Consider the following 24,303-nt stretch of genomic DNA (forward strand, 5'->3'; position numbering starts at 1 on the left):
TCCACAAAAAGTATGGAAGGCCTGCCTTCGGCAGGAATTAAGTTTTGTCGGTGGTCAAGATACCGTTCCGCTGGTCAGCATCTCCGGAATACACATTATTCTATGTTGCAAAAATTTCTGGTGGGAAAAAATGCCCTGTATATTCATATAAATCACATGTACACATTTTTATGTATATTTCCATTATATAACTTCATAGCTATGACTTTAAAAGAATTGTTTCTAGACCATCAAGGAGAACATGTCACCTATAGCCAATATTTAACTACTGAAGAATGGGAATCAAAGAGAAATGAAATAATTGATAGGGATAATCAAATATGTACTAAATGCAATAAGGCTGCAACATTTTATATAAAGAACTTCAATTCACCACAGAAATATCACCTATGGAATGTTAGTCAAATAGATAATAGAATTCTTCCATTGACAAGTAAGGAAAATTCAAGGTTAATTCCTGCTGACAAGGCTTATCACCTGGAGGTACACCATATGAGATACATCCTAAACAGATTACCTTGGGATTACAATAATGATGATCTAATTACTCTTTGTAATCACTGTCATACTGAATTTCATCAGAGCAATAGGGTACCTGTTTATAGTGAAGATGAACAGGTAGAACTGGAATATGAAACTTGTAGTAAATGTAATGGTACAGGGTATATACCAGAATATAGGCATGTACAAGGTGGTATATGTTTTCAGTGTATGGGAGAAAAATATATCATGCCATTAATCAAGAATTAAATTGAATATAAATATATTCACTTCTTTTGTTCAAATTCTTGAATTGCAAATTTTGCAACTCTTATTAACTGCTGTCTGATTTCAGCCAATATTAACTTTTTAGAATTTACCCCTGGCATTTGTCCTACAGGGGAATCATCCATATTTGTGAAATCAACACTCAATTGAAAATGACAAATATTTGAAATTAATGGTACATGCTTGACTGATACAATAAACTTGTAATTATGTTCTGCATTGGCTGGATAGGGGTATGTGCCAGAATAAAGGATATCTTTAATTTTGAAAAGGAAATGCTTTCTATCATTATTGTATCTGAAATCCTCATCTAGAGGGGTATGACCATCTTCTCCTTCTTTCCATTCTGAATTAAATTTTTGTTTATCAGCACAGATGAATTCAATGTTGATATCCTCTATTTCAGAAATTGGAATTTTGTTTACAGAATACTCAAAGATTTGTTTATAATCTACAGCATCTGCTGCCAACTTTCCTTCTGCATCTCTTAATTCTGTTTCAGGTTTAACCCATCTACAAAGTAGTTCTTCTTTATCAGGATGTGGAATATATTTATCTGAGGATCTAGGGACTAATCTAGATGGATAAGGCATAATCTTTTTCTGATTCTTTTAATTTTTCGACTGAAATTTGAATTTTAAATGCATTTGTATTTAAGCCCTTCAAAGTATTTCTTAAAGAGGAAAAAACATCATTGAATAATCCAAACTGTTTCAAAATTATCTCCTCATTTTGATATGAAGTTAATACAGCTTCAACAAAATCATCTTCAGAATCTTTTATGTAGAAAACCTCCAGATGTGTTTCAATTAAGGGCACATTATAAAATCTAAAATAAATGCTATTGTTGTCTGTAAGATTAACTATTACATTAGTTGGGATTAATGTTGATATTGAAGATACTGCCTGGTTAAAATAGCTTCTTATATGTTCTACATGACCTGCTACCAAATGGCTTTTTTTTGCTAGATCTAACTCAAATTTCTCAATTACATTAAAAAATAATTTCCCTTGCAAGGAGTTTCGAAGGTATTCTGCAGATGAGGGGATGTAGGAAAAGTTGAATAGATGAGAAGAAGTAGCTGCCAGAAAATTAGTAACTGGCACCCCTATTATAGGATCAATACAATTGTGAAAATCTTCCAGTAAGCCTGTATAGCCTGCTTGGGTAGGGCATTGTAATTTAGCATCCATTATCATATAAAAAAGTTTAATATCTCACTATTGACGAAACACCTCCTTTATAAATTCAATGGAGAGATTTTCAAAGCTATCAGCTGCCACTATAAAATCAAATGACATTTCAGCAAAAGGCAAATCGTCAAAATCAGCATGATAATTCAAAACAATTGAACCTGAAGAATTGTCACCTTTAATTAATTTAACATTACAATTTGTTAAAGTGTTCACAGAAAATGACAATTCTATTGTTTTTATTAAACTATCCTTAAAAACTGTAATGTTTTTATTGGAAATAAGATGATCAAATTCGTAATCATTTATTTCAATATCAAAATTGATACCTATTCCTGATAGTTTAATGTATGGAAGAGCCTGGCAATACTTTATAGCTAAGTCGTACAACTTATCCTTTTCAGCAACAAGACTCATTCTAGAACTTTCCACTCTAATAGATGTACCATCCTTTAATACAGCTCTGCTATAAGAAGGTGTAAATACACAATTATTCCTATCCAGTTCTTCTACATCGTTTATCATGCCAGCTTTAAGAAGAAAATAGTCAGAAATTAGTGATGGATTGTGAGAATTAGCTAAAATAACTACAGAGCGCCTGTTTATTGTGAATTTCACTTAACAAGAATGTTTAGGAATTATTGATATGCTGTGGCTGAAATTTGTGCCAAATCTAAAAAATATATTCAGATTTCCAAATAATATACATATTAATTAACAAAACAAATAACAAATATGGGCCCAAATGTCTAAAAAACTAGGAAAATCACAATTTTTGGGTACAACCTTTCTGTAAGTGCTTAGAAGTTAATGTACTTTACCCCAGCAACTTTTAGCTCTTTCAAGAACTATAAAAAGGACAAGCTATAAGCTCTTCTTATATATCTATATATATTAATAGTCTTGCTGCAAGTAGCTAAAATCTTATACTTAGTACATCTTAGACTTTAGTCATCTATAATCCACCCCACTGTTGAAAGGCATTCAATTCCTTTATTTAGACTAACCCTAAGAACAGGGAGGACAGAATTTACTGTTTATATAATAATAAAGCCACAGTAAATTTTGTCCTCTCCCCTAATTGTAGAAGGCTTCTTTAGAATACTGCTACAATAGGAGGTCGAGGAAGTTCATATATTGCTTTTTCAATTGGCCCAAACTCAGAGAATTTTGTATTCCCACTATCAAGGCCATATTCTAATTCAATCCTAATATCTTCAGGAGAGAATGGTTGAAAGTCTGTTAGAGCTGCAAATTCCCCCTCTATGGTAATTAGCTTTGTTTCACTCTGACTGATAACAAAACTTGGAGGGACTTTCCCCTGACTAAAATCAATCTGGAAATGAGGCCCATTTCTTATCTTACCCTCTGCTTTAATGTTTCTAACAGATCTTGCCCTTCTAGAATCATTTAAAATAGATAAATGAATTTTTGCACTTTTAAGCATTGGAAAACCTTGCATTGGTGAAACCTGTCTTCCCTCTCTATTGTAATTGCTATAGTATAGGTCTATTTTTTTTGCGATAATCTTTATTTGACCTCTTTCTCTATACAGTTGTTTTAATTCATCTATAAAAATTCCAAAAACATTTCCCAAGAAGAAGGAACATATAGACCAAATTAGCATGGGGTTATTGCTAAAAGTAGAGTAAAAATCATTTTCCATAATTGTCATAAAGCATTTTTTCTGTGATTATTAGTCTTTAAGCAAAGAGACAAGTGAACTTGATTGGGTTTTAAGTATAGAATTTTTGATAGTAATTGTTAAAGAAGTTGAACATTGGGAACTAAAAAATTGGCTTGGATAGGCTGTAAAACTAAGTAGTATTTCTTTTCCTTATCAAAACTCCTTCTATCATCCCCTATATTAGTAAACAACTTTCTAAACTCTGTCCAAACCCTTTTTTTGATATCATCATCGACAACAGTTGTATTTTCAATATTTTGGAGGAGGCTATAAGTCCCCACATATAAGAGATCATTAGCTTTAATTAACCTAATTGCCAAAATGCAGTCAGCTGTGAATATATCATCCAATACTCTGTATGCTTCTGTATGAATTAGTTTTTCTCCAGCTTTGTTTAAGAATGATACTTTATCTACAAACTTTAAAAATTCATTCCTTACTGTATTTAGCTGTCTATAACCATCAATTATTGGAGTGATTTCATCATTATTAAAGGCAATTGCATTTGCAATACAAGTATGAATGTATTGTTCTTTAGTGAGGCTTTTTATTCCAACCTTTAGATAACATAGAATACTGACTAATGCTTGGTTAAAAAATGATTTCCTTAATAATTTATCGATGTTTATGGCTATTCCATCCAGATAGAATTTATTCAATAAAGTTATCTCTTCAGTAGAATCATCCTCATTTGTGATTGTCTTAATATCCCTTTGTATATATTCGATGATATTCTCACAAGCTGCTCTGAATGGAAGTCCTCTTAGAATAAGTCTCTTTTCTGTAGGTAAAAGTTCAAGTAACTCATCAAAAAGATTACTTGAAGTTAGTTGGATACTTTGATAATCTTTTGTAATCAGTTCCATAGAAGTTAATGTAGCATTACAGAACTGATTATTAATAGCTGCCCATAAGATATAAGGGGACAACCCCTTTCCAAAACTCTCATATTTATTAACTAATACAGACTGGCTCTTCTTTACCAAATCCTCTTGCAAGGTTGGTGGCTGATACTTAAGTGTTTCTGATTCCTTCAATGCTGATAGAACAAAAAGTTCTCTTTCCACTTTGGAATACTTCTTATTATAACTTTCAACAAACTTCAAATATCCATCATTAAGGGTTAGGTGATTTACATTTCCTTTCCCAGTATACAATTTCTCTTCAATATTTAGTTTGTGTCCTTCAATGTCAATAACAGTATTTGGTGCATACATGAAAATATGGACATCACCTCCATTTCTTAATCTGGCAACTGACTGTACAATTGATGGTATTCCATCTGTAAATACTCCATAACTTGCATCTGATCTAGTAATAGGGGGAATAATGATAATCAACACACCATTGGCACTTGTAATATTTACACCTGTTGTAAAATTAGTTCCAATATTGTGTGTATTCTCATCGAACACTGATTTGGTACTGCCTGTACAGATATTTGCATTTAAATCCCTTACAGGCTTAAATAAGGGAATGGGGGCTTTGGTTTTAGTAAATGCTTCTACTATTGATTCATATCCACTGAGTATATTTATCTTTCTACCTCTATATGCTGATATGAGAGAGTTTATCTTCTTTAATGTATATGGAAATTTACCACTGTAGCCCTCTGTACTTATATGTAGATGTAAATTTGCCTGAGTAGTGGCCTTCAGTCTTTTTGAATAAAAGACCTTAATAGACATTTCAGTTAGAACAGAAATATGTCTTAATACAGGAACAGAAGCAGGTGTGAATGTTGCACTTGAAACAAAGCATTTATGAGTAAGGTCGATCCACTTGATTAAGTTGGGCAAAAATTCTCTATCAAAATTCTTTACAGCATCATGTATTTCATCAAAAAAGAAAACTACTTTTTTACCACTTGATGTAATTACCTCTCTTAGCTGTTTCAGATAATCCCTTTTTGTAAAGGCTTGTTCATAGAAATCTTCCCCTGGATTCTGTAACAACATATTTGTTGTCATAATGAGAATTCTAGCTTTAACCCCCCAATTCAAAGAGAATCTATGCTCCTTTGTTGTTTTTTCAATATCTAGATAAGTAAATATTTCATGAGGTTCAAAGTATTTAGCTAATTCCTCTTTATCCTTCTCCACAAGTTTGACAAAAGGACTGCATATAATCACATAATATCCTTCAGCATGATATTTCCTTACTAGATCATAACATACACTAGTCTTTCCTTTACCTACAGGAAGATTGAAGACAATTGTTTCCTTTTTACTGTGATCAATATTTAAGTGATCAATGGTAAGGTATTCATCTGCTCCCAGATTTAAATCAAGTTCATCACCATTTTTAATATGGTCATGTTCATCAGGAATATTTATAATAGAGGGAGAAAGATGAAAATAATCAATAGGAGTGGATTTCAAACTAAACCCCATACTTACATGGGCTAAAGGAATACTGGAATGATTTTCTGACATAGTATATTAGGTACAAGGATGTTATATTCTTGCACCTAATATACATAAAAAACTATTTATATATTACAACTTACAAAATAAGCATAACACAGCCAGTACCATAGTACCTATAAGCATTATAACCATTGGATTATCTCTTAAGTCTACTCTATGATAAGGCAAAACCTTATCTGCTGTTATACTTCCCAGTATCCAACTTATAGCCAATAGTATTATAGCACTGAAAATCAGACTAATACTATTCATTTCATTAATTAAGTGATTGAAAATGAGCAATAAGTACTAATTGCCCTGTTTATTGATGGTAGGCAGAACTACAGCAGGTCTTGTAACACTTACATAATTCCTGATAGTTGTATCTACTGTAGAATGCCCCATCAGATAAGCCACATCAGTTAAAACCATTCCCTGCTGTATAGCCCTTGTACCAAAAGAATGCCTTGCAGCATATAAATCCCTGTCTGCAATACCAAGAGCAAGCATAACTGGTTTAATAACCCTCTTTTTTAGCATTCTATCATCGATTGATAGCTTTTTTGGGGATAGGAATACTAAACTATCAGGTTCGCTGTCATGTAAAAGAGGGCTTAGTAGTGCTAAAAGTTCCTCTGTTAAAGGGAGGTATCTTATATTACCTGTCTTGGTTCCCTTGCTTATCCTGGCAGCATGGTGAGTACCTTTGGTTGTTCTGGCTAAAGTGTCTGAAATCTCTATATGCCTTGCCTCAAAATCTATATGCTTAACCTTTAGCCCTATGGCTTCTGCATTTCTGACACCAGTCAGGAAGATGAATTTTAAAAAAGGATAGTAAAGGGAATGCCTATAGGGAGAGAACTTGTGACAATAGGTATCTTTTCTGATGGCTTCCAGAAAATCATTGATCTCCTCTTCAGTTAGTGGCTCCCTTCTCTTATTCTTGCTTTTCCTCTTTTCCCTCCTTTTGGTAACATGCAATAGAGGATTTATTGTGATTACCCCTGTATCCTGCAACCAGGAGAAGAAACTACTCAGGAAATTCAGCCTTCTGTTATAAGTTATTACAGACCACTTCTCCCCTATCATTTTAGCAGCTATATCCTCCAATGGAACATTCACATACCTTCCCAGCATCCTGCTGATACCTAAATAATCAACAGACAGGTCAATATTGATATTTCTGATATTCTTAGTCCAGTCATTGAACTTGCTGACTAATTGATCCAGGTAGATCACTGTAGATTCTGGGATTTCTGTCTGTGAAGGAGTGGGAATAACTGGTTTTACAGGCTCTGGTTTATATTTCACTAAAGTGGTATCAAAACACCCTTTTCTTATATCCAGCTTGATTTCATCAGCTTTCAGGGTGGCATGATGCATATTCTCTGGTAAATAGGCAAAAGGTAGGTTTAATTGATATCTATTCCCTTCATGCCTCCATCTGATTCTTATTCTACCTCTATGATTACCTATTGAGATTTCTCCCTTGAGAGGCTTCTTATTGTACCCCATTATGTACCCCAAATTGAAGTTATAGGGTCACTTTTAGGGTATTTTCTAATTTCTGAGGATTTGACTTAATATAAATACCAATTTGTACCATTTCAGCTAAACTTATACCCAATAAAGGTTTCAGGGCACAAAAAAAGGCAGCATTTCTGCTGCCTTCCTGCTTTTTGGGTGATCGAAGGGTTTCGAACCCTCGACCCTCAGAACCACAATCTGATGCTCTAACCAACTGAGCTACGACCACCGTTTGTTTTGATTGGGATGCAAAGATAACGAAATGTGTTTTTAATTTCCAAATTTTTTCTGCTTCCTTTGCATACTTTTTTTAATCAACTCGCTATGTCACTATATTTCATACCGTTTTTAGCCGCTCTGACAGGATGGATGACCAACAAAATAACTATTATGTTCCTGCTCCGTTCCTTTTCAGGACGTCAGCAGCAACTAGCCATTCAAGCAGGTGAATTTGTCGCTACGCAATTATTCTCTTTTGATGATATCAGGAATAAACTTGCTGACCCGGAAAAAATTAAAAGCATCATTCCAGTAGTAGAAGCACATATGGATACTTTCCTCCGGGAGAAACTACCGGAAGCGATGCCTGTTTTCAAAATGTTTATCGGAGACAGCACCATCCAGCAAGTAAAGAAAGTGTTGGTTACAGAGTTGGATAATATGTTCCCGCAGATCATCGATCAATACCTGCAGAACGCACAAAAAGAACTCGATGTCAAGGCGCTTGTCAGCCAAAAGATAATGACAATTTCTGCCGGTCAGATAAAAACATTGCTGAAAACTTCCATCGGCCGCGAACTGCGATTAGCGGAACTGGGTGGAGCTGCTTTCGGTTTTCTGATAGGGTTATTACAATTATGGATTGCCCTACACCACAGTAACTGACCATTCATCACAAATAGCAATACTTTACATATGAGATAGATATTTTTGTCCCTGGTCTCAACATTAGGTCTCATTAATATCTATCATGCATGCTGAAACGTCTACTCCTGTCAGCGTTTATATGCTATGGCGCTACTGCTATGGCCCAAACCGGCAATAATGCCGCAAAACTTACTGGTAAAGCGCTGGACGCCAATACTGGCAAACCGGTAGAATATGCGTCTGTGGTATTGCTCCACCCGCAGGATTCATCCGTAGTAACAGGTATGTACACTGAACCGGATGGTGATTTTGCGTTTAATGCAGTTCCTACTGGTAACTACGTGCTACGCATCACCTTTATGGGATATGAAAAACTGTTAAAGGCAATAAAGATCATACCCGGTAAACCAATACAGTCGGCAGGTATCGTTAAACTACAGCCTGCCGGTAAGGTGCTGGCCACTGTGGAGATCAAATCCGAGAAACCGGCTTTTTCCATGCAAATAGACCGCCAGGTCTTTGACGCAGGTAGTATAGTAACTGCGGAAGGCGGTACCGGAACAGACGTACTTAAGAATATCCCCAGCGTAAATGTGGATATTGATGATAACCTTACCCTTCGCGGTAAAAGTGTGACGATCTATGTAGATGGAAAGCCCTCCCCTTTCGGAGATGCTAAAACCGCTCTGCAGATGATCCCCGCTTCAACGATAGATCGCGTAGAGGTGATCAACAATCCTTCCGCCAAGTTTGAAGCCAATGGTGGCGGTGGTATCATCAATATCATCCTGAAAAAGGATAAAGCGATCGGGTATAATGTGATGGTAAGTGCCGGCGTAGCCACCCGCGGACAGCTCAATGGTAATCTTAATACGAACCTCCGTATCCGGAAATTCAATTTCTTCGCCAATTTCAACGGCTGGCATAACAGCCAGACAGGTTATGGCTACAGCAATCGCCAGAACCTTATTCCTGATACAGCAGGTACTGCTTTCTTTACCCAGGACAGCCGGAACAAAAATAGCAATTCAGGTAGAGGCGGCCGCATCGGGCTTGACTATTACCTGAATGATTATAATACGATTACGATCTCTGAAGGACTGAGTGTGAACAGCGGTAACAGTACAGACGATATCATGTTGAATTACCTGGATGCGCACAAATCTCCGCTCCAGACTGGTGAGCGCCATAATAACAGCGGCTACCGCAATCCGAATAACAATACCAGCCTGAACTTCCGCCATACGACGGATAAACAGAATGAGGAATGGACTGCTTATATCAGTTATAGCAACAATAAAGGCCGGAACAACAGTAATTACAATACACTCTCTCAATATGCCGACAATACTCAGGGTCCTTCACAACAGCAGCGGAATTTAGGCGTATCCCAGAATCAGTTCTGGAACATCCAGACCGACTACACCACTCCAGTCGGCAAAAAGGGAAAGTTTGAAGCAGGCGCTAAAGTAACATTGCAGGATAACAACAATGATTACGATGCCCAACTGTTCAACTTTACTACCCAGCAATTTGAAAAAAGCCTGGACCTCTCCAATACCTACTTCTATAAGCAGGATATTTATGGCGGATATATGAATTTTTCAAGTGCTATCGGTAATCTGGGTTACCAGGTCGGCGCGAGAGTGGAACAGGCCAATCTGAAAGGTTATTCATACACAAAGGATACTTCTGTAAATAATAAGTTCCTGAACGTATTCCCGAGTGTGTTCCTGAAATATAATCTGCCGCACAATGAGAACCAGAGCCTGATCCTGAACTATTCAACAAGGATAGACAGACCTGGATTTGATCAGTTGTTACCGTATGTCAACAACTCTGATCCACAGAATATCCGTGTGGGGAACCCGGAACTGAATCCGTCCCTGACGCACAAGTTTGAAGCAAATTATTCCAGGTATTTCCCTAATACAAAAGACTACCTGAATACAGGTGTATATTATTCCCAGGCGAATGATGATATTGACCGTATCAGCCTCCTGGACACCACTACCGGCGTAACAACGACCAAGCCCATGAACCTGGCCACCGATAAGGATTGGGGCGCCAATTTCACCTATAACCTGCATGTTATTCAGGGATGGAATGTAACGACCAACCTGAACGCGGAATATAGTAAACTGACCGGGGCAAATATCAATAACGAGTATCTTACTTATGGCATCACCGTTAACTCGAATGTAAGGCTTCCGGGAAAGATCAACGTGCAGGTGAATGGATACTACCGCTCACCGAGGGTACAGCCACAGGGTACTTTTAAGGCTATGAACGGGATGGACCTCGGCATCCGTAAGGAAATGCTGAAGAACAATGCTCTGGCCATCGCCCTGAACATTTCAGATGTGCTGAATACACAGAATTACAGCTCCCATTACGAAACGGATGCATTTATCCAGGACTACGTCCGCAAAAGGACCACCCGTTTCATTCGTCTGAACATACGTTACCGTTTCGGAAAAATGGACCCGGAAATGTTCAAGAAGAAAAAGAAACAGGAGGTGCCTGAAGACGAATCTGATTATAAGGAAAGAGATAAGGATAAAAAGCCTGCTGACAGCACTTTATGATTTCTTGCCAGCCAGCATAGGCACGAAAGAAAAGTTATCAAACATTTCCTGGTCATATTCCGTATCGCTGATCTTGGTAATGCGCAGCATCCGCTGCACTTCCTGACCGCCTACGGGAATGACCATTTTTCCGCCGATCTTCAGCTGTTGCAACAGCTTCTCCGGAATTTGGGGCGCAGCTGCAGTTACCAGGACCTTGTCAAAGGGTGCATAAGTGGGAAGTCCTTCATAACCATCGCCGTAAAAGAAACGGATGGTGGGGTACTTTGATTTGAAAGGGAACTGTTTTATCAGGTCAAACAGCCTTTTCTGGCGTTCTATCGTAAATACATTCACCTTCAGCTCTGCCAGTACACAAGCCTGGTAGGCGCTACCGGTGCCGATCTCCAGCACCTTTTCAAAAGGCTTGAGCTCCAGCAGCTGTGACTGATATGCTACTGTATAAGGCTGGGAAATGGTCTGTCCCTCCCCGATGGGGAATGCCCTGTCTTCGTAGGCAATGCCTTCAAAAGCTGTATCCAGGAAATAATGCCGTGGAATGTTGTTGATAGCCGTTAATACATTTTCATCAGTAATGCCTTTCTGCCGGATACTATCGACCAGTTGCCTGCGTAATCCTTTTTGTTTGTAAGAATCTTCGTACCGCCTCATACCCGCAAAATTAACCAATACCCCCAATTTTCAATTGTATGTGGAATACTTCTATTTATCAACATACCGTTTTTTTATTAGGAATAACTGGTTTGATAATTGCTGAGTTCTTTCCCCGGGCTTTTCATTTTCTCCGGATTTTAGCTTTAATTTACAGACTTGTTTTTTCTTACTAAGAAAACAAACCCAAATCGTTCTATGGATAATATTATTGAAAGTAAGGTATCACAGTGGCTTGGTGGCCAATTTGACACGGATACCGTGGCCACCATCAAAAAATTGCAACAGGAAAACCCCGATGAACTGGCTGATGCATTCTATCGCAGCCTGGAGTTTGGCACCGGCGGTCTGCGCGGCATAATGGGCGTTGGTACGAACCGTATGAATAAATATACGGTTGGGATGTCCACCCAGGGCTTTGCCAACTATCTGAAACAGGCCTTCACCGGTGAGATAAAACTGGCTATTGCACATGACAGCCGTAATAACAGCCGTTACTTTGCCGAAGTGGCTGCTAATGTACTGGCTGCCAATGGTATTAAAGTATACCTGTTCGAAAGCCTCCGTCCTACCCCGGAACTGTCCTTCACTATCCGTCACCTGGGTTGCCAGGGTGGTATCGTGCTGACAGCTTCCCACAATCCTAAAGAATATAACGGCTATAAAGCTTATTGGAACGATGGCGCCCAGCTGGTGCCTCCCCACGATAAAAACGTCATCCGTGAAGTAGAGAAGATCTCTTCTATTGATGAAGTAAAATGGTCCGGCGGAGAAGCAAATATTACTTCTATTGGTAAAGACGTAGATGAAGCTTATCTCCAGGAGCTGAAAAACCTGAGTATTCAGCCAGAAGTGATCAAGGAACAACACGACCTGAAAATAGTTTATACACCTATCCACGGTACGGGTATTACACTCGCTCCCGAGATCCTGAAACGTTACGGATTTACCAATGTGCATGTGGTGGAAGAACAGGCTACTCCGGATGGTAATTTCCCTACCGTAGTATATCCTAACCCGGAAGAAGCAGAAGCAATGAGCCTGGGCCTGAAGAAAGCCAAAGAACTCGATGCTGCTATCCTGCTGGGTACAGACCCTGATTCTGACCGTGTAGGTATTGCTGTGAAAGACCTGAAAGGTGAATGGACTTTACTGAATGGTAACCAGACTGCCGTACTGCTCTTCAACTATATCATTGAAGGCCGTAAACGTAAAGGCCTGGCAGGAGATACAGACTACGTTTGTAAAACTGTAGTTACCTCTGACCTGATCGATGTATTCGCCGCAAAGAACAATGTAAACTGTTACAATGTACTGACCGGCTTTAAATGGATCGCTGACCTGATCAAACGTAAGGAAGGCAAAGAGAAGTTCATCTGTGGTGGTGAAGAATCTTACGGTTACATGATCGGCGATAACGTACGTGATAAGGACGCCATTGCTTCTGTTGCACTGATCTGTGAAATGGCTGCTTATGCACGTAGTCAGGGAAGATCACTGTATGAACAGCTGATAGACATCTACGTGAAATACGGTTATTATAAAGAGAACCTGATCTCCATTACCAAAAAAGGTATGAAGGGAGCAGATGAAATTGCCGAGATGATGCGTGGTTATCGTGAGAATCCTCCGACAACTATCAATGGTTCTAAAGTTGCTACTCTGTATGACTATGAATTGCAGCAGGTTAAAAACCTGAAAACAGGTGAAGTAAAGCCGATCGATCTGCCAAGATCTAATGTACTGCAGTTTGTACTGGAAGATGGTAGCAAGATCTCTGCACGTCCATCAGGTACAGAGCCTAAGATCAAATTCTACTTCAGCGTCAATCAGCCACTTGAGAAAGCGGAAGACTTTGATGCAGTTACCAAAGCGCTTGATCAACGTGTACAAGATATCATTAAGGATATGAAGTTGAAATAACACTTCATTTCTTTAAACTTAGTCCCGGTACGAATACGCAGGTATAGTACCGGGATTTTTATTCCCGTTACCGACAGTTTTGTTTGTGGCCTGATATTGACTTCACCACGATCCCTACACGTAGGAAAAACACGAGAGTGCTGTTCCGTGTCCGGAACATATTTAAGGTTGCTGCCCCGATGCCGGAACTCTCTTCCTACGGGGCTTTCCGAGCTTTAACTATATCTTAGACGAGATAGGCCGACCTGATCTGGTTCTCTTCCATATCCACCATTACCATATCCTGTAGTGTGGTAGCGAGGGAATATCCCACGAAATCTACCGATAAAGGAAAGGATTTATGTTTACGGTCTACCAGTACGGCCGTCTGTATTTTCCTGGGCAGGAATTGCAGGAAAGGTTTCAATGCATATAACATGGTCCGGCCTGAATTTGCCACATCATCCACCAGCACGATCACTTTTCCGCTGAAATCCATCTCTTCAGAAAGCTTTACGGCTTCCGGACGTTGCTTGTCCAGGTTTAGTTGTAAGAGTTTGATACGCAACGGAGAGATCTCCTGCAGAATACCTGCGATCTGCTCTGCCAGTATCATTCCCCTGTCCCAGATACCTGCCAGGATAATTTCCTGTTCATCACTGTTATGTTCATAGATCTCGTAAGCAATACGTTTGATCTTCTTCTCTATCACATCCTGGGTCAGGATCACATTCTTAGTTTCCATGTTGGTTGTTTAGCGGGGTAAAATTAGGAAAAAGAGTCCATAGTCGACAGATCATAGTCGATGGCGGATGATCTATTTTTCCTTACATTGCTATAAATTAGGAAGTCAAATCTGACGTATGCATATAATTCAGGAGCTATTATTTGTAATTGCCTTTGGCGTTGCTGTATACCTGTTTTACAGGAAGGCCAGGCAGATCAGGCAGAATATCCTGCTTGGCAGGGATGTACAATTGAATGACGAACCAGCTGCCCGCTGGCGGAATCTGTTACTGCTTGCATTCGGACAGAAGAAAATGTTCCGTAATCCCCTTGTTGCCGTACTGCACTTCTTCGTATATGCGGGTTTTGTTATTATCAATGTGGAGATCCTGGAAATAATCCTGGATGGTATACTGGGTAAACACCGCCTGTTCGCCCCTTTACTGGGAGGGCTTTATCCGGTGCTGATCGGCTGTTTTGAAGTACTGGCCGTGCTTGTATTAGCCGGATGTGCTATCTTCCTGGTACGCAGGAACATTGTAAAGGTGAAAAGGCTTAATCAGCATGAACTGGACGGCTGGCCACGTTCTGACGCCAATTATATCCTTATTACAGAAATAGTGCTGATGCTGTTGTTCCTGACCATGAATACGGCGGATCAGGCCTTGCAACAACATGGGCATGAACATTATATCAATACGGGCGCATTCTGGGTAACGGGTCCGTTTGTTTCGCTTTTCAGCGGATTATCAGACGGTACACTCATCGCCATAGAACGCACCTGCTGGTGGTTACATATATTGGGTATCCTGGCGTTCCTGAACTACCTCCCCTACTCTAAACACCTGCATATCATACTGACCTTTCCGAATGCCTATTATGCCGATCTCCGGCCTAAAGGCAAAATGGAAAATATGCCTGCCGTACAGAAAGAAGTACAGCTGATGCTTCAGCCAGAGCTGGCCGCAGACGCCCCTGCGGGCGATATTCCTAAATTCGGCGCCAAAGATGTACCGGACCTTACCTGGAAAAATCTACTGGACGCTTACAGCTGTACGGAATGCGGCCGCTGTACCGCTGCCTGTCCTGCGAACATCACCGGTAAAAAGCTATCTCCCCGTAAGATCATGATGGATACCCGCGACCGTGCAGAAGCAATCGGTGAGCAGATAGCGAAAACAGGCTCCTTTACGGAAGATGGTAAAACACTGCTCCGCGATCATATCACTGAAGAAGAGCTCCGTGCCTGTACCTCCTGCGGCGCCTGCGTACAGGAATGCCCTGTGAGTATCAATCCGCTGCACATCATTATGCAGCTGCGCCGTCACCTCGTAATGGAAGAAACCAGCGCACCGCAGGAATGGAATATGATGTTCAGCAACATTGAAAACAATATGGCGCCATGGAAAATGAGCCCGGACGACAGGGACAAATGGGCCGTAGAAATGAATGGATAATAGCGTTAAGTTAAACTGATATACACATGCAAATAAAAACGATGGCCGAATACGCCGCCAACGGCGAAACACCTGAAATCCTCTTTTGGGTGGGATGTGCCGGCAGTTTTGATCAACGTGCGCAGAAAATCACCAAAGCATTTGCCACTATCCTCGATAAAGTAGGCGTTCGCTTCGCCATACTTGGTAAAGAAGAAAGCTGTACCGGCGATCCTGCACGCAGGGCCGGCAACGAATTTATCTTCCAGATGATGGCACAGAACAATATAGCCGTACTGAATGGCTATGAGGTAAAAAAGATCGTTACCGCCTGTCCTCACTGCTTTAATACACTCCGTAATGAATATCCTGAACTTGGCGGGCACTATGAAGTGATCCACCATACTACCTACCTCCAGCAGCTTATCGATGAAGGAAAAGTCAGGATGAAAGAAGCCGGTGCTTTCAAAGGACGCAAGATCACTTATCACGATTCCTGCTACCTGGGACGTGCCAATAACATCTATGAAGCTCCCCGTAAAGTGCTGGAAGCACTGGACGCAGAGCTTGTGGAAATGAAACGCTGCCGTAGTAATGGCCTTTGTTGCGGCGCAGGCGGCGCGCAGATGTTTAAGGAAGAAGAGAAAGGTACTACCCGTGTTAACTTCGAGCGTGGCAAAGAAGCCGTAGAAACTGGTGCTGCTGTCATTGCTTCCAACTGTCCCTTCTGTATGACAATGCTGACAGATGGTGTGAAAGAACAGGGTAAGGAAGACGCCGTACAGGTACTGGATATAGCAGAGCTCATAGCACAGCAGATAGCATGAGACCGTTCCTGATCCTGATGATGCTCATCTGCTACAGCTCAGTAAAAGCGCAGGACATCGCCCTTTTCAATAAAGACGGCAAAGCGACCGCTTATATAGATACGAAAGACGAGGACCGGACCATCTACCTCTACAGTGGTGAGCCGGTTGCTTTTCTCTCGGAAGCAGACGTTTACGGATTTAACGGAAAACACCTGGGCTGGTATGAAAAAGGCATTATCAGAGACCATAAAGGCGACAAGATCGGGGCTACCAAGAAGGCTTCCACCGGGTATACCCAATACGAACCTTACAAAAGCTATAAGCAGCGGAAACCTTATATAGGCCATAAAAGCTATCCGCCTTACAAGCCCTACTTTTATTCGTCATGGACAGATAGTTCTTTCGAAACCTTTCTGTTACAGGGAATTGAGAAATAAAGCTCTCTCTACCACCACTATGACACTCAAATGACGGCCGTCAGTAATCAGTACTCAATTTTTTGGTAATTTTGCACCATGAAACAGGAAATTAAACAATTACTACCGGCAGACTTTCACCCGTCTTCCCGGGTTTGGATATATCAGAGCAATCGCCCGTTCAGTGAAAAGGAAAAACTGGAAATAAACGAACAATTGCATCAGTTCACCTCCCAATGGAATGCACATGGTGCTCCGGTGAAGGGATGGGGACAGTTGCTCTTTGATCAGGTGATCGTACTTATCGCGGATGAATCGAATGTTGGGGTAAGCGGTTGCAGCACAGACAGTTCCGTTCGCATTGTGAAGAGTATAGAGCGTCAGTACGAAGTAAACCTTTTTGACCGCCTTTCACTGGCATTCGTTGTGAAAGACAAGTTACAGTTGTTGCCAATGGCACAATTACAATATGCTTTGGAAAAGGGCTTTATTGACGAGAATACGCTGTATGTGAACAATACAGTGCTGACCCTCGGTGAGATGAAAGAGAAATGGCTGTTGCCTTTGAAGGAGAGCTGGCTGGCAAAGAAGTTTTCTTTGGCGTAGTAGCACTTCAATTCATACCCAATAAGACTGATAGTTATAGTTATATAGCCATTTGATTAATTTCAGGTGGCTTTTCTATTTTAAATGAAAATAGTCCGGTTAATGGATATCGTCTGCACAATATCTTTCATTCGAAAGAAATATTTTGTGACCATGTTTGGGTCGAATTCTATAAAGACGTATATTTAAAAATACATTCGCCACTATAAATGATTGGTTATCAAATAATGCGGGAATAGCTCAGTTGGTAGAGCATTAGTTTCCCAAACTAAAGGTCGCGGGTCCGAGTCCCGTTTCCCGCTCAGATGAGTCTTGAGTTGCCAACCGCCAGACAACTTGCATTAATAATAACTTCAAAACATCCTCTTACAGGGACATACGTTACAAAAAGAAAGGGCTAGATTTGCTATAGCCTTTTTTTATTTTAGATGCATTAGATGAATTTTTATCAATGAGAATTAAGCAACTTCATATCAGGAATTTTAAGTCTCTAGTAGATTTCAAGTTGGAAAATTTGCCCTCTTTTGCCGCTATTGTCGGTCCAAATGCCAGTGGTAAGAGTAACATTTTTGAAGCACTGGAGTTCACGAATTATGTTTGCAGATTTCCATTTGAAGCGACTTCCTTCTTTGGGGGATTTAAAAATATCTATTCTTTCCAGGCATCACTTCGCAGTACATTGAGCTTTCATTACCAATTTGATGATAATTTCAAGATTAAATTCGAGCTATTACCAACACCACAAAGAAAGCTCACTGGCTTTGATGATGTATACGGTATTAGTCATGACCCTGTATTTGACCTGAAAGACGATGAGAAAGGACTGTCCCCTCTTGATATAAGGGATAAACTAAAACGTGCAAGCTTCCTGGAAAATGTCAGAAGTAAACAACTTTCATATAATAACGAATTTGAAATTTTTATCGATAACTTCTCAAGATTATTTGTTGGAAAAAATTTCTTAAACAGGAGTTCCCAGCTACAATCACGATTACATACGGATGCATCAAATTTATCACAGATTCTTGCACAGATTTTTGAGGATGGTGAAAAAAAAGACGAATTTGTAGAATGGTTACGGATACTCATCCCAGAATTTAATAACATTGAGATCAGAAAATCCAACCTCGATGGCAGCTCTGAATTCTTTTTATATGAAAAAACATCAGACAAGCCATTCTCCAAACATTTAATTTCTGACGGCACAAACAATATACTCGCCTTAATGGCAGTAGTGTACCAAACAGATAGTCCTCAATTTTTATGCATTGAAGAACCGGAAAATGGACTTCACCCACAGGCGATAGAATTATTAGTGGACTTTTTCCGGGAAAAAAGCGAAGAAAAAGGACACCATATTTTGCTTAACACACATTCGCGAACACTGGTGAGATGTCTGGAACCACGGGAAATCATACTTGTGAATAAAGTAAATGGCGCTACGATCGCCAAGCAGCTGAATGAATATGATGCAGTTAATATAAAAACAGACGAAGCCTGGCTTACAAACGCTTTTGGAGGAGGTGTATTATGATCAAAGTAGGCTTTATTGTCGAAGGAGCTACAGAATTCATTCTGCTTAAATCAATGTCATTTAATGAATTTCTGAAAAAGAATAACATCGAATTAGTTAACGTTATTAATGCTGGTGGATCTGGCAATCTCTTGCCGCATAATATAGAAAGCTATATCCAGCTACTGGAAAGAAATGAAGCAGAGAAGATTGTGATACTCACAGATCTTGATCAGGATCTTTGCATAACAAGAACTAAAAACAGAATTAAATCCCGCCCACAAGACTTGCTCGTAATAGCGGTTCAGCAAATTGAATCCTGGTTTCTCGCGTGCACTCCTGCAATGAGACAACTGCTCAAAACCGATGATTTCTTCTTCCCACTTCCTGAAGCAGAACGAATCCCTTATCAGACTATAAATCGCTTAATGGTAGATCATACGGGAAGAGGTATTGGAAACAACTCGGCAGGTAAAATTAAATTGATAAAACGTCTATTAGAACAACATGAGCTTGATCTTAGCATCTCTGCCGAACATCCTTCATGTCCCAGTGTTCAATATTTTATAAAAACAATTGCAGGACTAGAAGTCAACGGTAGCATCAGTAAGAAATTAACTTCTCAAATAAAATAGCTCAATTGCTAGCGCATTAATTTCAAACTAAAGAACACACGCAGTTTCCCATTCATCTAACAATTTCTGACTTGGGAAGATTTTTATTATCAGTATCCTATGAAAAAACGAACGCTACTCATTTCCCTACTGTTTTCTATTTTCCATACTATATGCGCTCAGCACATTGTGCCATCAAATAATTCCGGACAACTTGAAAACCTGCGAGATCCTAAGAGCGAACAGGCTTCTGTTTCGAAGAAAGAGTTTGCAACTAAAGAAGAGTTTGAAGAACTCAACTGGCTGGAAGGCACATGGGTAAGCATCGATAGTTCCGGTACACTATCGAAAGAGGAAAAATGGGTGAGAAAAGATTCTTATCGTTACTGGCTTGCAGGAAGCAGGTATACACTATCAGGCAAGGACAGCATAAATAAACGGACATTCGACCTTTTTCTCGAAGGGGAAATAATGTATGCGGTCCCTGTAGATAACAGCAAATGGCCTATCATTTATCACCTTTCTTATCTGAGTAATAACGGGTTTATCCTTGAAAAACCTGATTATGCTTTCCCGTCGAAGATAGTCTATGGAAGGACTGGAACACGGCTTCGCGTTACGCTATCAGGTAGTGGTCGTACTGAATCTTACTTATTCGAACGGAAAGGGCGATAGAAATAGATCCCTTCAGATGTCATCTTTAATGAACACCAAAATCAGGTACTGAAAATTATATTCAATCCATTTTAACCGATGCTGAACCGAGCATGAAACAGGGAGCCGCAGGTTCAGGGCTAATCCATAAAATTGTTTTCTTATATCTCCTTTATTTCTACGTTAACTTCCTATTAACCAATTATTTCAGCACTTAACGTATTGTTGCGGCAAACCAAATACACCGCAGTTATGAACAAACTTACCATTTATCCCATCAGGAAAATAATGAGCATTGCAGCCTGCACCCTGATCATTACGGCACTATCAGCATGCGATACACAGCCGGGGAATAAAACTACCGGAGAATCAGAAGCCGCAACAGCATCCGCTCCGATGACGAAGATCGAGATCCTTCAACATTCAGAAAAGAAAGAGACCCTTGCCGGGTCAACATACAGGACCATTCATGTTCAGGTACAAAATAACGGCAGCAACCTGGAGGACTATGTTGAAATTAAGGCAACATGGTTCGATAAAGATGGTAAAGTTGTCGGAACTGGCATGGGTAATACCACTAACCTGGCATCAAATGCAAAAAGGGTGATTGATGTACAAGGCATGGATGTAGATAATGCAGCCAAGTATGAATTGGAAATTGCAACAACTCCGTTTCAATAATCAACTAAAATTATCAATTATGTCAGAAGCGAACAGCTTTCAGGAAGGCGATATTGTTGTACTTAAGTCAGGCGGGCCTAAAATGACGATTCAGGAGCCTGGATACTGGGTAAAATGCATTTGGTTCAACGAATTAAAATCAGATTTCAGTGTCACGAACTTTATGTCATCAACGCTACAGTTGGCTTCTTCGGAAGTGGCATTGCCAATTATAGGCGGCGGTGTCGAAGTTTAATTCCTACTCATGAAGGGGCCTGAGGCAAATTGCTTCAGGCCCCTTTTCTTTTCAAAGAACCACTCTTCATTAAAGTGTCAAATAAACAATAATAATTTTCTATCTTACCTGCAAATTCCAGTTAATGAAAAGAATACTGATACTTTGCCTGTCATGTATCACCTTACAGGCGGTTTCGCAGGTAAAAACTCATGTACCGACGATCGATGAAGTAGGACCAGCAAAACTTACGGCGAACATTGCTGCTGTTAAGGCGCCTTTTCCTATGCCTGCATTTAAAAAGCCAGTATTTCCTTCATACACTATCACTATCAAAGGTAAAGGTGATACACAGACCCAGGAGATCCAGCGGGCCATAGATGCTGTGAGTAAACACGGCGGCGGTACCGTCAATGTCCCTGCCGGCAACTGGCGTACCGGACGCATCATATTAAAATCGAACGTCAATCTGCACCTGGAAGAAAATGCTGTTTTGAACTTCAGCGGAGAGGTGGCTGATTATCTTCCGGTTGTATTTACCCGTACGGAAGGTGTGGAGGTAATGTCGCTCGGCGCCTGTATCTATGCGCATAATCAGCAGAATATAGCTGTTACCGGAAAAGGCAAACTGGTCGGCCCTCCTGCTAACTGTCCTGTAAGAAAACAAGTGATGCGCCAGGATGTGATAGAAAATGTGGTTGCTGCCAATAAACCGGTTTCGGAAAGGATATATGACGGACATAACGGAGGTCCTGTTTACCTTCCTATGTTCGTTTCTGCCGTTAGCTGCAAAAATGTGTTTATCGAGGGCATACAGCTCGATAATACCCCTTTCTGGAATGTTGTACCCATTTATTGCGACAACGTCATTATAAGGGGGATTACGGTCAATTCTGTGGGTATTCCGAGTGGAGATGGTATAGATATCGAATCCAGCAGGAATGTCCTGATAGAATACTGCACGCTTAACTGTGGCGACGATTGCTTTACCCTGAAGGCAGGACGTGGCGAAGATGGCCTTAGAATAGGCAAGCCTACTGAGAATGTAGTGATCCGCTTTTGCCTGGCACGACAGGGCCACGGAGGTATCACCGTAGGCAGTGAAACCGCCGCTATGATCCGGAACCTCTATGTACATGACGTCGTTTTTGATGATACAGAAGTAGGCCTGCGCTTCAAAACAAGACGTCCCCGTGGCGGTGGCGGTGAAAACCTCTATTATGAGCGTGTGCGTATGCGGCTGCGTCTCGATGCATTCAGATGGGATATGCTGGGCGCAAGGATGTATGTAGGCGCACTGGCCGATCGCCTGCCGGCTTTACCCGTTAACAAACTAACTCCATTATACAGGAACATACATGCGAAAGATATCGTCGTAGACAGCGCCAGGGCGCTTGTAAGAGTGGATGGGATCCCTGAGTCCCCGATGAAGAACTTCAGTCTTGAAAATGTAGAGGCACATTGCAGCAAAATCATCCAGAGTGCGGATGCCACTGATATGAAGATATCCAATACTATTATCTACACGTCGGATTCACTGCTGACATTCACCGATAACAGAAACGTCACTTTTAATAACGTACGTTTTATTAATCCGGTGAATAAGATCGTTGCAAATCTTTCCGGCGATCTTACAGATAACATCCGGTTTGAGAATACTACCCCTCAAAAGCCCGAGGGCTGGGATAGCAATACCTGGAATAAGAAATAGAATGGGGCTGACCAAAAAGTAAAGTGAGGGCTTTGAGAATCGCTTAAACGATGACAGGCCTCTATCAGGTACCCGAATAAATTAGGGCTGACCATTACTTTTTGGTCAGCCCCATTTTTTATACTGCTGCGAGTTTAGCTGCACTTCTTCTAACGCGAACAAAAGACCAGATCACAACCCCGAGTATTGCCGATATTACAAGGTAACGGAGCACCATATCCTGCTGCGTGGCTATCTTGCCGGTCCGGGAAAGTGTAAAGCTTGACAACGATGTTATCACATACACCAGTCCTCCTAACAGTCCCGCTGTCATGCCCGCATGCTGCGGAAAATACAACAGGCTTTGAGTAAAGAAAAGATTGTACAAGAAGCCGGAACAGATATGAATAACGAAAGCAAATAACATCAGGCACCACAGCTGCTGATAACCATATCCTACCAGGAACAATATACTGATCAACACAAACTGAACAACCACGGCTGCAGATGCCTTCCGGTTAAAATCGAGCGCTATAAGCCGTTTGCTGATAATCCCGCCGATCATCCAGGAGAAACCCAGTATCAATGTACAATATCCGATCGTCACCGCATTGAAGTGAAAACTGTTTTCGATGACAAACGGACCTGCGATGTTAAATACCATCACAACGGAATAACTCATACCTAGTGTGATAATGCCGAGCAGAAATTTCGGGTCGCCAAGCATCATTGCATAGTTCCCTTTTATTCTTGCCAGATCGAACGGTTTACGTGCCGCTATCGTTTCACCGCTGAAGATCAGTTCAAAGATCAGCATCAGCAAGGCATATCCTGCCAGGAAATAGAAATTGGCCTGCCAGTTAAAGAACTTCTGCAGATAACCACCCAGGAAAGGCGCCACTATCGGACCTAAGGACCAGATGATCGTAAAAAAGCTAAGATAATGTTTCAGCTTCTCGCCACTGTACAGATCTACAAAGAAAGCCCGCTTTGACACCACCACAAAAGCCACGGCTATACCTTGTATGATCCTTAAACAACAGATCAGCTGAACGTTCCTTGTGATGCCTATTAATAAAGATGAAATGATCAACACTCCCAAACCATACATAGCGGGCCTGAACCTGCCTATGCTGTCCAGCAGACTGCCTACAAACAATTGGGACACGCCATAACTGAGGAAAAAACATGTGAGTGTAAGCTGTATACTATGCTCCGGTACTCCGAGGCTGGTAGCCATTGTAGGAAAAGAGGGTAAATAAATATCCGTTACGAAACCCGATAACGGAATGGAGATAAACGCTAAAGTTGTCGCTATCTTCTTTCTTCTTTCTGATGCACTTCTTAACATA

22 protein-coding genes, 2 tRNA genes and 1 pseudogene are annotated in these 24,303 nt (G+C 40.6%); 15 read left to right on the forward strand and 10 right to left on the reverse strand.

Annotated features, from left to right (window positions below; genetic code table 11):
• Positions 1 to 750, forward strand: a pseudogene (locus C7475_RS30700) (hypothetical protein); the annotation flags it as partial.
• A gap of 17 nt (positions 751 to 767) precedes the next feature.
• Here the strand turns inward: C7475_RS30700 and C7475_RS30705 are convergent.
• The 7 genes from C7475_RS30705 to C7475_RS30735 all read right to left on the reverse strand — a co-directional run bounded on the left by C7475_RS30705 (position 768) and on the right by C7475_RS30735 (position 7,813).
• Positions 768 to 1,361, reverse strand: coding sequence for a hypothetical protein (locus tag C7475_RS30705; RefSeq protein WP_110057268.1), 594 nt, complete (start codon positions 1,359 to 1,361; stop codon positions 768 to 770).
• Positions 1,345 to 1,968, reverse strand: a complete 624-nt coding sequence (locus tag C7475_RS30710; RefSeq protein ID WP_110057269.1) for a hypothetical protein — start codon at positions 1,966 to 1,968, stop codon at positions 1,345 to 1,347. Before C7475_RS30710 ends, C7475_RS30705 begins: the two co-directional genes overlap by 17 nt.
• A 21-nt stretch (positions 1,969 to 1,989) precedes the next feature.
• Positions 1,990 to 2,580, reverse strand: coding sequence for a class I SAM-dependent methyltransferase (locus tag C7475_RS30715; protein WP_146217715.1), 591 nt, complete (start codon positions 2,578 to 2,580; stop codon positions 1,990 to 1,992).
• Positions 2,581 to 3,058: 478 nt separating this feature from the next.
• Positions 3,059 to 3,637 (reverse strand): hypothetical protein, encoded by a 579-nt coding sequence (locus C7475_RS30720; RefSeq protein WP_110057271.1) that lies wholly within the window; start codon positions 3,635 to 3,637, stop codon positions 3,059 to 3,061.
• 89 nt (positions 3,638 to 3,726) lie between these two features.
• Positions 3,727 to 6,084 carry a DEAD/DEAH box helicase gene (locus tag C7475_RS30725; RefSeq protein ID WP_110057272.1) on the reverse strand — a complete coding sequence of 786 codons (2,358 nt, stop codon included), beginning with the start codon at positions 6,082 to 6,084 and terminating at the stop codon, positions 3,727 to 3,729.
• 282 nt (positions 6,085 to 6,366) lie between these two features.
• Positions 6,367 to 7,572, reverse strand: a complete 1,206-nt coding sequence (locus tag C7475_RS30730) for a site-specific integrase (protein WP_110057273.1) — start codon at positions 7,570 to 7,572, stop codon at positions 6,367 to 6,369.
• Between the two features lie 167 nt (positions 7,573 to 7,739).
• A tRNA-His gene (locus tag C7475_RS30735) sits at positions 7,740 to 7,813 on the reverse strand.
• Between the two features lie 95 nt (positions 7,814 to 7,908).
• Here C7475_RS30735 and C7475_RS30740 point away from each other — a divergent pair.
• Positions 7,909 to 8,469, forward strand: a complete 561-nt coding sequence (locus tag C7475_RS30740; protein WP_146217716.1) for a DUF445 domain-containing protein — start codon at positions 7,909 to 7,911, stop codon at positions 8,467 to 8,469.
• Between the two features lie 89 nt (positions 8,470 to 8,558).
• A complete protein-coding gene (locus C7475_RS30745) occupies positions 8,559 to 11,039 on the forward strand; it encodes a TonB-dependent receptor domain-containing protein (RefSeq protein ID WP_110057275.1) in 2,481 nt (826 codons plus the stop codon).
• Here C7475_RS30745 and C7475_RS30750 read toward each other — a convergent pair.
• Positions 11,034 to 11,690 (reverse strand): protein-L-isoaspartate(D-aspartate) O-methyltransferase, encoded by a 657-nt coding sequence (locus C7475_RS30750; RefSeq protein ID WP_110057276.1) that lies wholly within the window; start codon positions 11,688 to 11,690, stop codon positions 11,034 to 11,036. The genes C7475_RS30745 and C7475_RS30750 overlap by 6 nt on opposite strands.
• 198 nt (positions 11,691 to 11,888) lie before the next feature.
• On the opposite strand from C7475_RS30750, the gene C7475_RS30755 reads away from it, so the two are divergent.
• Complete coding sequence (locus C7475_RS30755; protein WP_110057277.1) at positions 11,889 to 13,613, forward strand: phospho-sugar mutase; 1,725 nt, start codon at positions 11,889 to 11,891, stop codon at positions 13,611 to 13,613.
• Positions 13,614 to 13,839: 226 nt separating this feature from the next.
• On the opposite strand, the gene C7475_RS30760 is transcribed toward C7475_RS30755, so the two are convergent.
• Positions 13,840 to 14,337: a phosphoribosyltransferase family protein gene (locus C7475_RS30760; protein ID WP_110057278.1), complete on the reverse strand. Its 498-nt coding sequence runs from the start codon at positions 14,335 to 14,337 to the stop codon at positions 13,840 to 13,842.
• 118 nt (positions 14,338 to 14,455) lie between these two features.
• Between C7475_RS30760 and C7475_RS30765 the strand changes: the two genes are divergently transcribed.
• The 11 genes from C7475_RS30765 to C7475_RS30815 all read left to right on the forward strand — a co-directional run bounded on the left by C7475_RS30765 (position 14,456) and on the right by C7475_RS30815 (position 22,972).
• On the forward strand, positions 14,456 to 15,775 hold the full coding sequence (locus C7475_RS30765) for a (Fe-S)-binding protein (RefSeq protein ID WP_110057279.1): 1,320 nt from the start codon (positions 14,456 to 14,458) through the stop codon (positions 15,773 to 15,775).
• Positions 15,776 to 15,801: 26 nt separating this feature from the next.
• Positions 15,802 to 16,581 carry a (Fe-S)-binding protein gene (locus C7475_RS30770; protein ID WP_110057280.1) on the forward strand — a complete coding sequence of 260 codons (780 nt, stop codon included), beginning with the start codon at positions 15,802 to 15,804 and terminating at the stop codon, positions 16,579 to 16,581.
• Positions 16,578 to 17,000 (forward strand): 4-fold beta flower protein, encoded by a 423-nt coding sequence (locus C7475_RS30775; protein WP_110057281.1) that lies wholly within the window; start codon positions 16,578 to 16,580, stop codon positions 16,998 to 17,000. The genes C7475_RS30770 and C7475_RS30775 overlap by 4 nt, the downstream gene beginning before the upstream one ends.
• A gap of 78 nt (positions 17,001 to 17,078) precedes the next feature.
• Positions 17,079 to 17,585, forward strand: coding sequence for a hypothetical protein (locus C7475_RS30780; RefSeq protein ID WP_110057282.1), 507 nt, complete (start codon positions 17,079 to 17,081; stop codon positions 17,583 to 17,585).
• A gap of 229 nt (positions 17,586 to 17,814) precedes the next feature.
• Positions 17,815 to 17,887: transfer RNA gene (locus C7475_RS30785), tRNA-Gly, on the forward strand.
• Positions 17,888 to 18,036: 149 nt separating this feature from the next.
• The gene (locus tag C7475_RS30790) at positions 18,037 to 19,119 is read left to right on the forward strand and encodes an AAA family ATPase (RefSeq protein WP_110057283.1); all 1,083 of its coding nucleotides are present in this window, start codon (positions 18,037 to 18,039) and stop codon (positions 19,117 to 19,119) included.
• On the forward strand, positions 19,116 to 19,733 hold the full coding sequence (locus C7475_RS30795; protein ID WP_110057284.1) for a hypothetical protein: 618 nt from the start codon (positions 19,116 to 19,118) through the stop codon (positions 19,731 to 19,733). Before C7475_RS30790 ends, C7475_RS30795 begins: the two co-directional genes overlap by 4 nt.
• Before the next feature lie 99 nt (positions 19,734 to 19,832).
• Positions 19,833 to 20,387 carry a hypothetical protein gene (locus C7475_RS30800; RefSeq protein WP_110057285.1) on the forward strand — a complete coding sequence of 185 codons (555 nt, stop codon included), beginning with the start codon at positions 19,833 to 19,835 and terminating at the stop codon, positions 20,385 to 20,387.
• A gap of 231 nt (positions 20,388 to 20,618) precedes the next feature.
• Positions 20,619 to 21,047 carry an FxLYD domain-containing protein gene (locus C7475_RS30805; RefSeq protein WP_110057286.1) on the forward strand — a complete coding sequence of 143 codons (429 nt, stop codon included), beginning with the start codon at positions 20,619 to 20,621 and terminating at the stop codon, positions 21,045 to 21,047.
• 19 nt (positions 21,048 to 21,066) lie between these two features.
• Positions 21,067 to 21,282 (forward strand): DUF2158 domain-containing protein, encoded by a 216-nt coding sequence (locus C7475_RS30810; protein ID WP_158286660.1) that lies wholly within the window; start codon positions 21,067 to 21,069, stop codon positions 21,280 to 21,282.
• A gap of 124 nt (positions 21,283 to 21,406) precedes the next feature.
• Entirely contained in the window at positions 21,407 to 22,972 is a 1,566-nt protein-coding gene (locus C7475_RS30815) for a glycoside hydrolase family 28 protein (protein WP_110057288.1), read from the forward strand.
• A gap of 118 nt (positions 22,973 to 23,090) precedes the next feature.
• Here C7475_RS30815 and C7475_RS30820 read toward each other — a convergent pair whose 3' ends face one another.
• A complete protein-coding gene (locus C7475_RS30820; protein ID WP_110057289.1) occupies positions 23,091 to 24,302 on the reverse strand; it encodes an MFS transporter in 1,212 nt (403 codons plus the stop codon).
• Between the last annotated feature and the right edge of the window lies 1 nt (position 24,303).

The organism is Chitinophaga sp. S165 (genome assembly GCF_003182155.1).
Taxonomy (GTDB): Bacteria; Bacteroidota; Bacteroidia; order Chitinophagales; family Chitinophagaceae; genus Chitinophaga.

Coding starts and splice junctions, on each gene's coding strand:
- C7475_RS30705 (WP_110057268.1), bottom strand. CDS start 1,361: ATGCCTTATCCATCTAGATTAGTCCCTAGATCCTCAGATAAATATATT.
- C7475_RS30710 (WP_110057269.1), bottom strand. CDS start 1,968: ATGATAATGGATGCTAAATTACAATGCCCTACCCAAGCAGGCTATACA.
- C7475_RS30720 (WP_110057271.1), bottom strand. CDS start 3,637: ATGACAATTATGGAAAATGATTTTTACTCTACTTTTAGCAATAACCCC.
- C7475_RS30725 (WP_110057272.1), bottom strand. CDS start 6,084: ATGTCAGAAAATCATTCCAGTATTCCTTTAGCCCATGTAAGTATGGGG.
- C7475_RS30730 (WP_110057273.1), bottom strand. CDS start 7,572: ATGGGGTACAATAAGAAGCCTCTCAAGGGAGAAATCTCAATAGGTAAT.
- C7475_RS30740 (WP_146217716.1), top strand. CDS start 7,909: ATGTCACTATATTTCATACCGTTTTTAGCCGCTCTGACAGGATGGATG.
- C7475_RS30745 (WP_110057275.1), top strand. CDS start 8,559: ATGCTGAAACGTCTACTCCTGTCAGCGTTTATATGCTATGGCGCTACT.
- C7475_RS30750 (WP_110057276.1), bottom strand. CDS start 11,690: ATGAGGCGGTACGAAGATTCTTACAAACAAAAAGGATTACGCAGGCAA.
- C7475_RS30755 (WP_110057277.1), top strand. CDS start 11,889: ATGGATAATATTATTGAAAGTAAGGTATCACAGTGGCTTGGTGGCCAA.
- C7475_RS30760 (WP_110057278.1), bottom strand. CDS start 14,337: ATGGAAACTAAGAATGTGATCCTGACCCAGGATGTGATAGAGAAGAAG.
- C7475_RS30765 (WP_110057279.1), top strand. CDS start 14,456: ATGCATATAATTCAGGAGCTATTATTTGTAATTGCCTTTGGCGTTGCT.
- C7475_RS30770 (WP_110057280.1), top strand. CDS start 15,802: ATGCAAATAAAAACGATGGCCGAATACGCCGCCAACGGCGAAACACCT.
- C7475_RS30775 (WP_110057281.1), top strand. CDS start 16,578: ATGAGACCGTTCCTGATCCTGATGATGCTCATCTGCTACAGCTCAGTA.
- C7475_RS30780 (WP_110057282.1), top strand. CDS start 17,079: ATGAAACAGGAAATTAAACAATTACTACCGGCAGACTTTCACCCGTCT.
- C7475_RS30790 (WP_110057283.1), top strand. CDS start 18,037: ATGAGAATTAAGCAACTTCATATCAGGAATTTTAAGTCTCTAGTAGAT.
- C7475_RS30795 (WP_110057284.1), top strand. CDS start 19,116: ATGATCAAAGTAGGCTTTATTGTCGAAGGAGCTACAGAATTCATTCTG.
- C7475_RS30800 (WP_110057285.1), top strand. CDS start 19,833: ATGAAAAAACGAACGCTACTCATTTCCCTACTGTTTTCTATTTTCCAT.
- C7475_RS30805 (WP_110057286.1), top strand. CDS start 20,619: ATGAACAAACTTACCATTTATCCCATCAGGAAAATAATGAGCATTGCA.
- C7475_RS30810 (WP_158286660.1), top strand. CDS start 21,067: ATGTCAGAAGCGAACAGCTTTCAGGAAGGCGATATTGTTGTACTTAAG.
- C7475_RS30815 (WP_110057288.1), top strand. CDS start 21,407: ATGAAAAGAATACTGATACTTTGCCTGTCATGTATCACCTTACAGGCG.
- C7475_RS30820 (WP_110057289.1), bottom strand. CDS start 24,302: ATGTTAAGAAGTGCATCAGAAAGAAGAAAGAAGATAGCGACAACTTTA.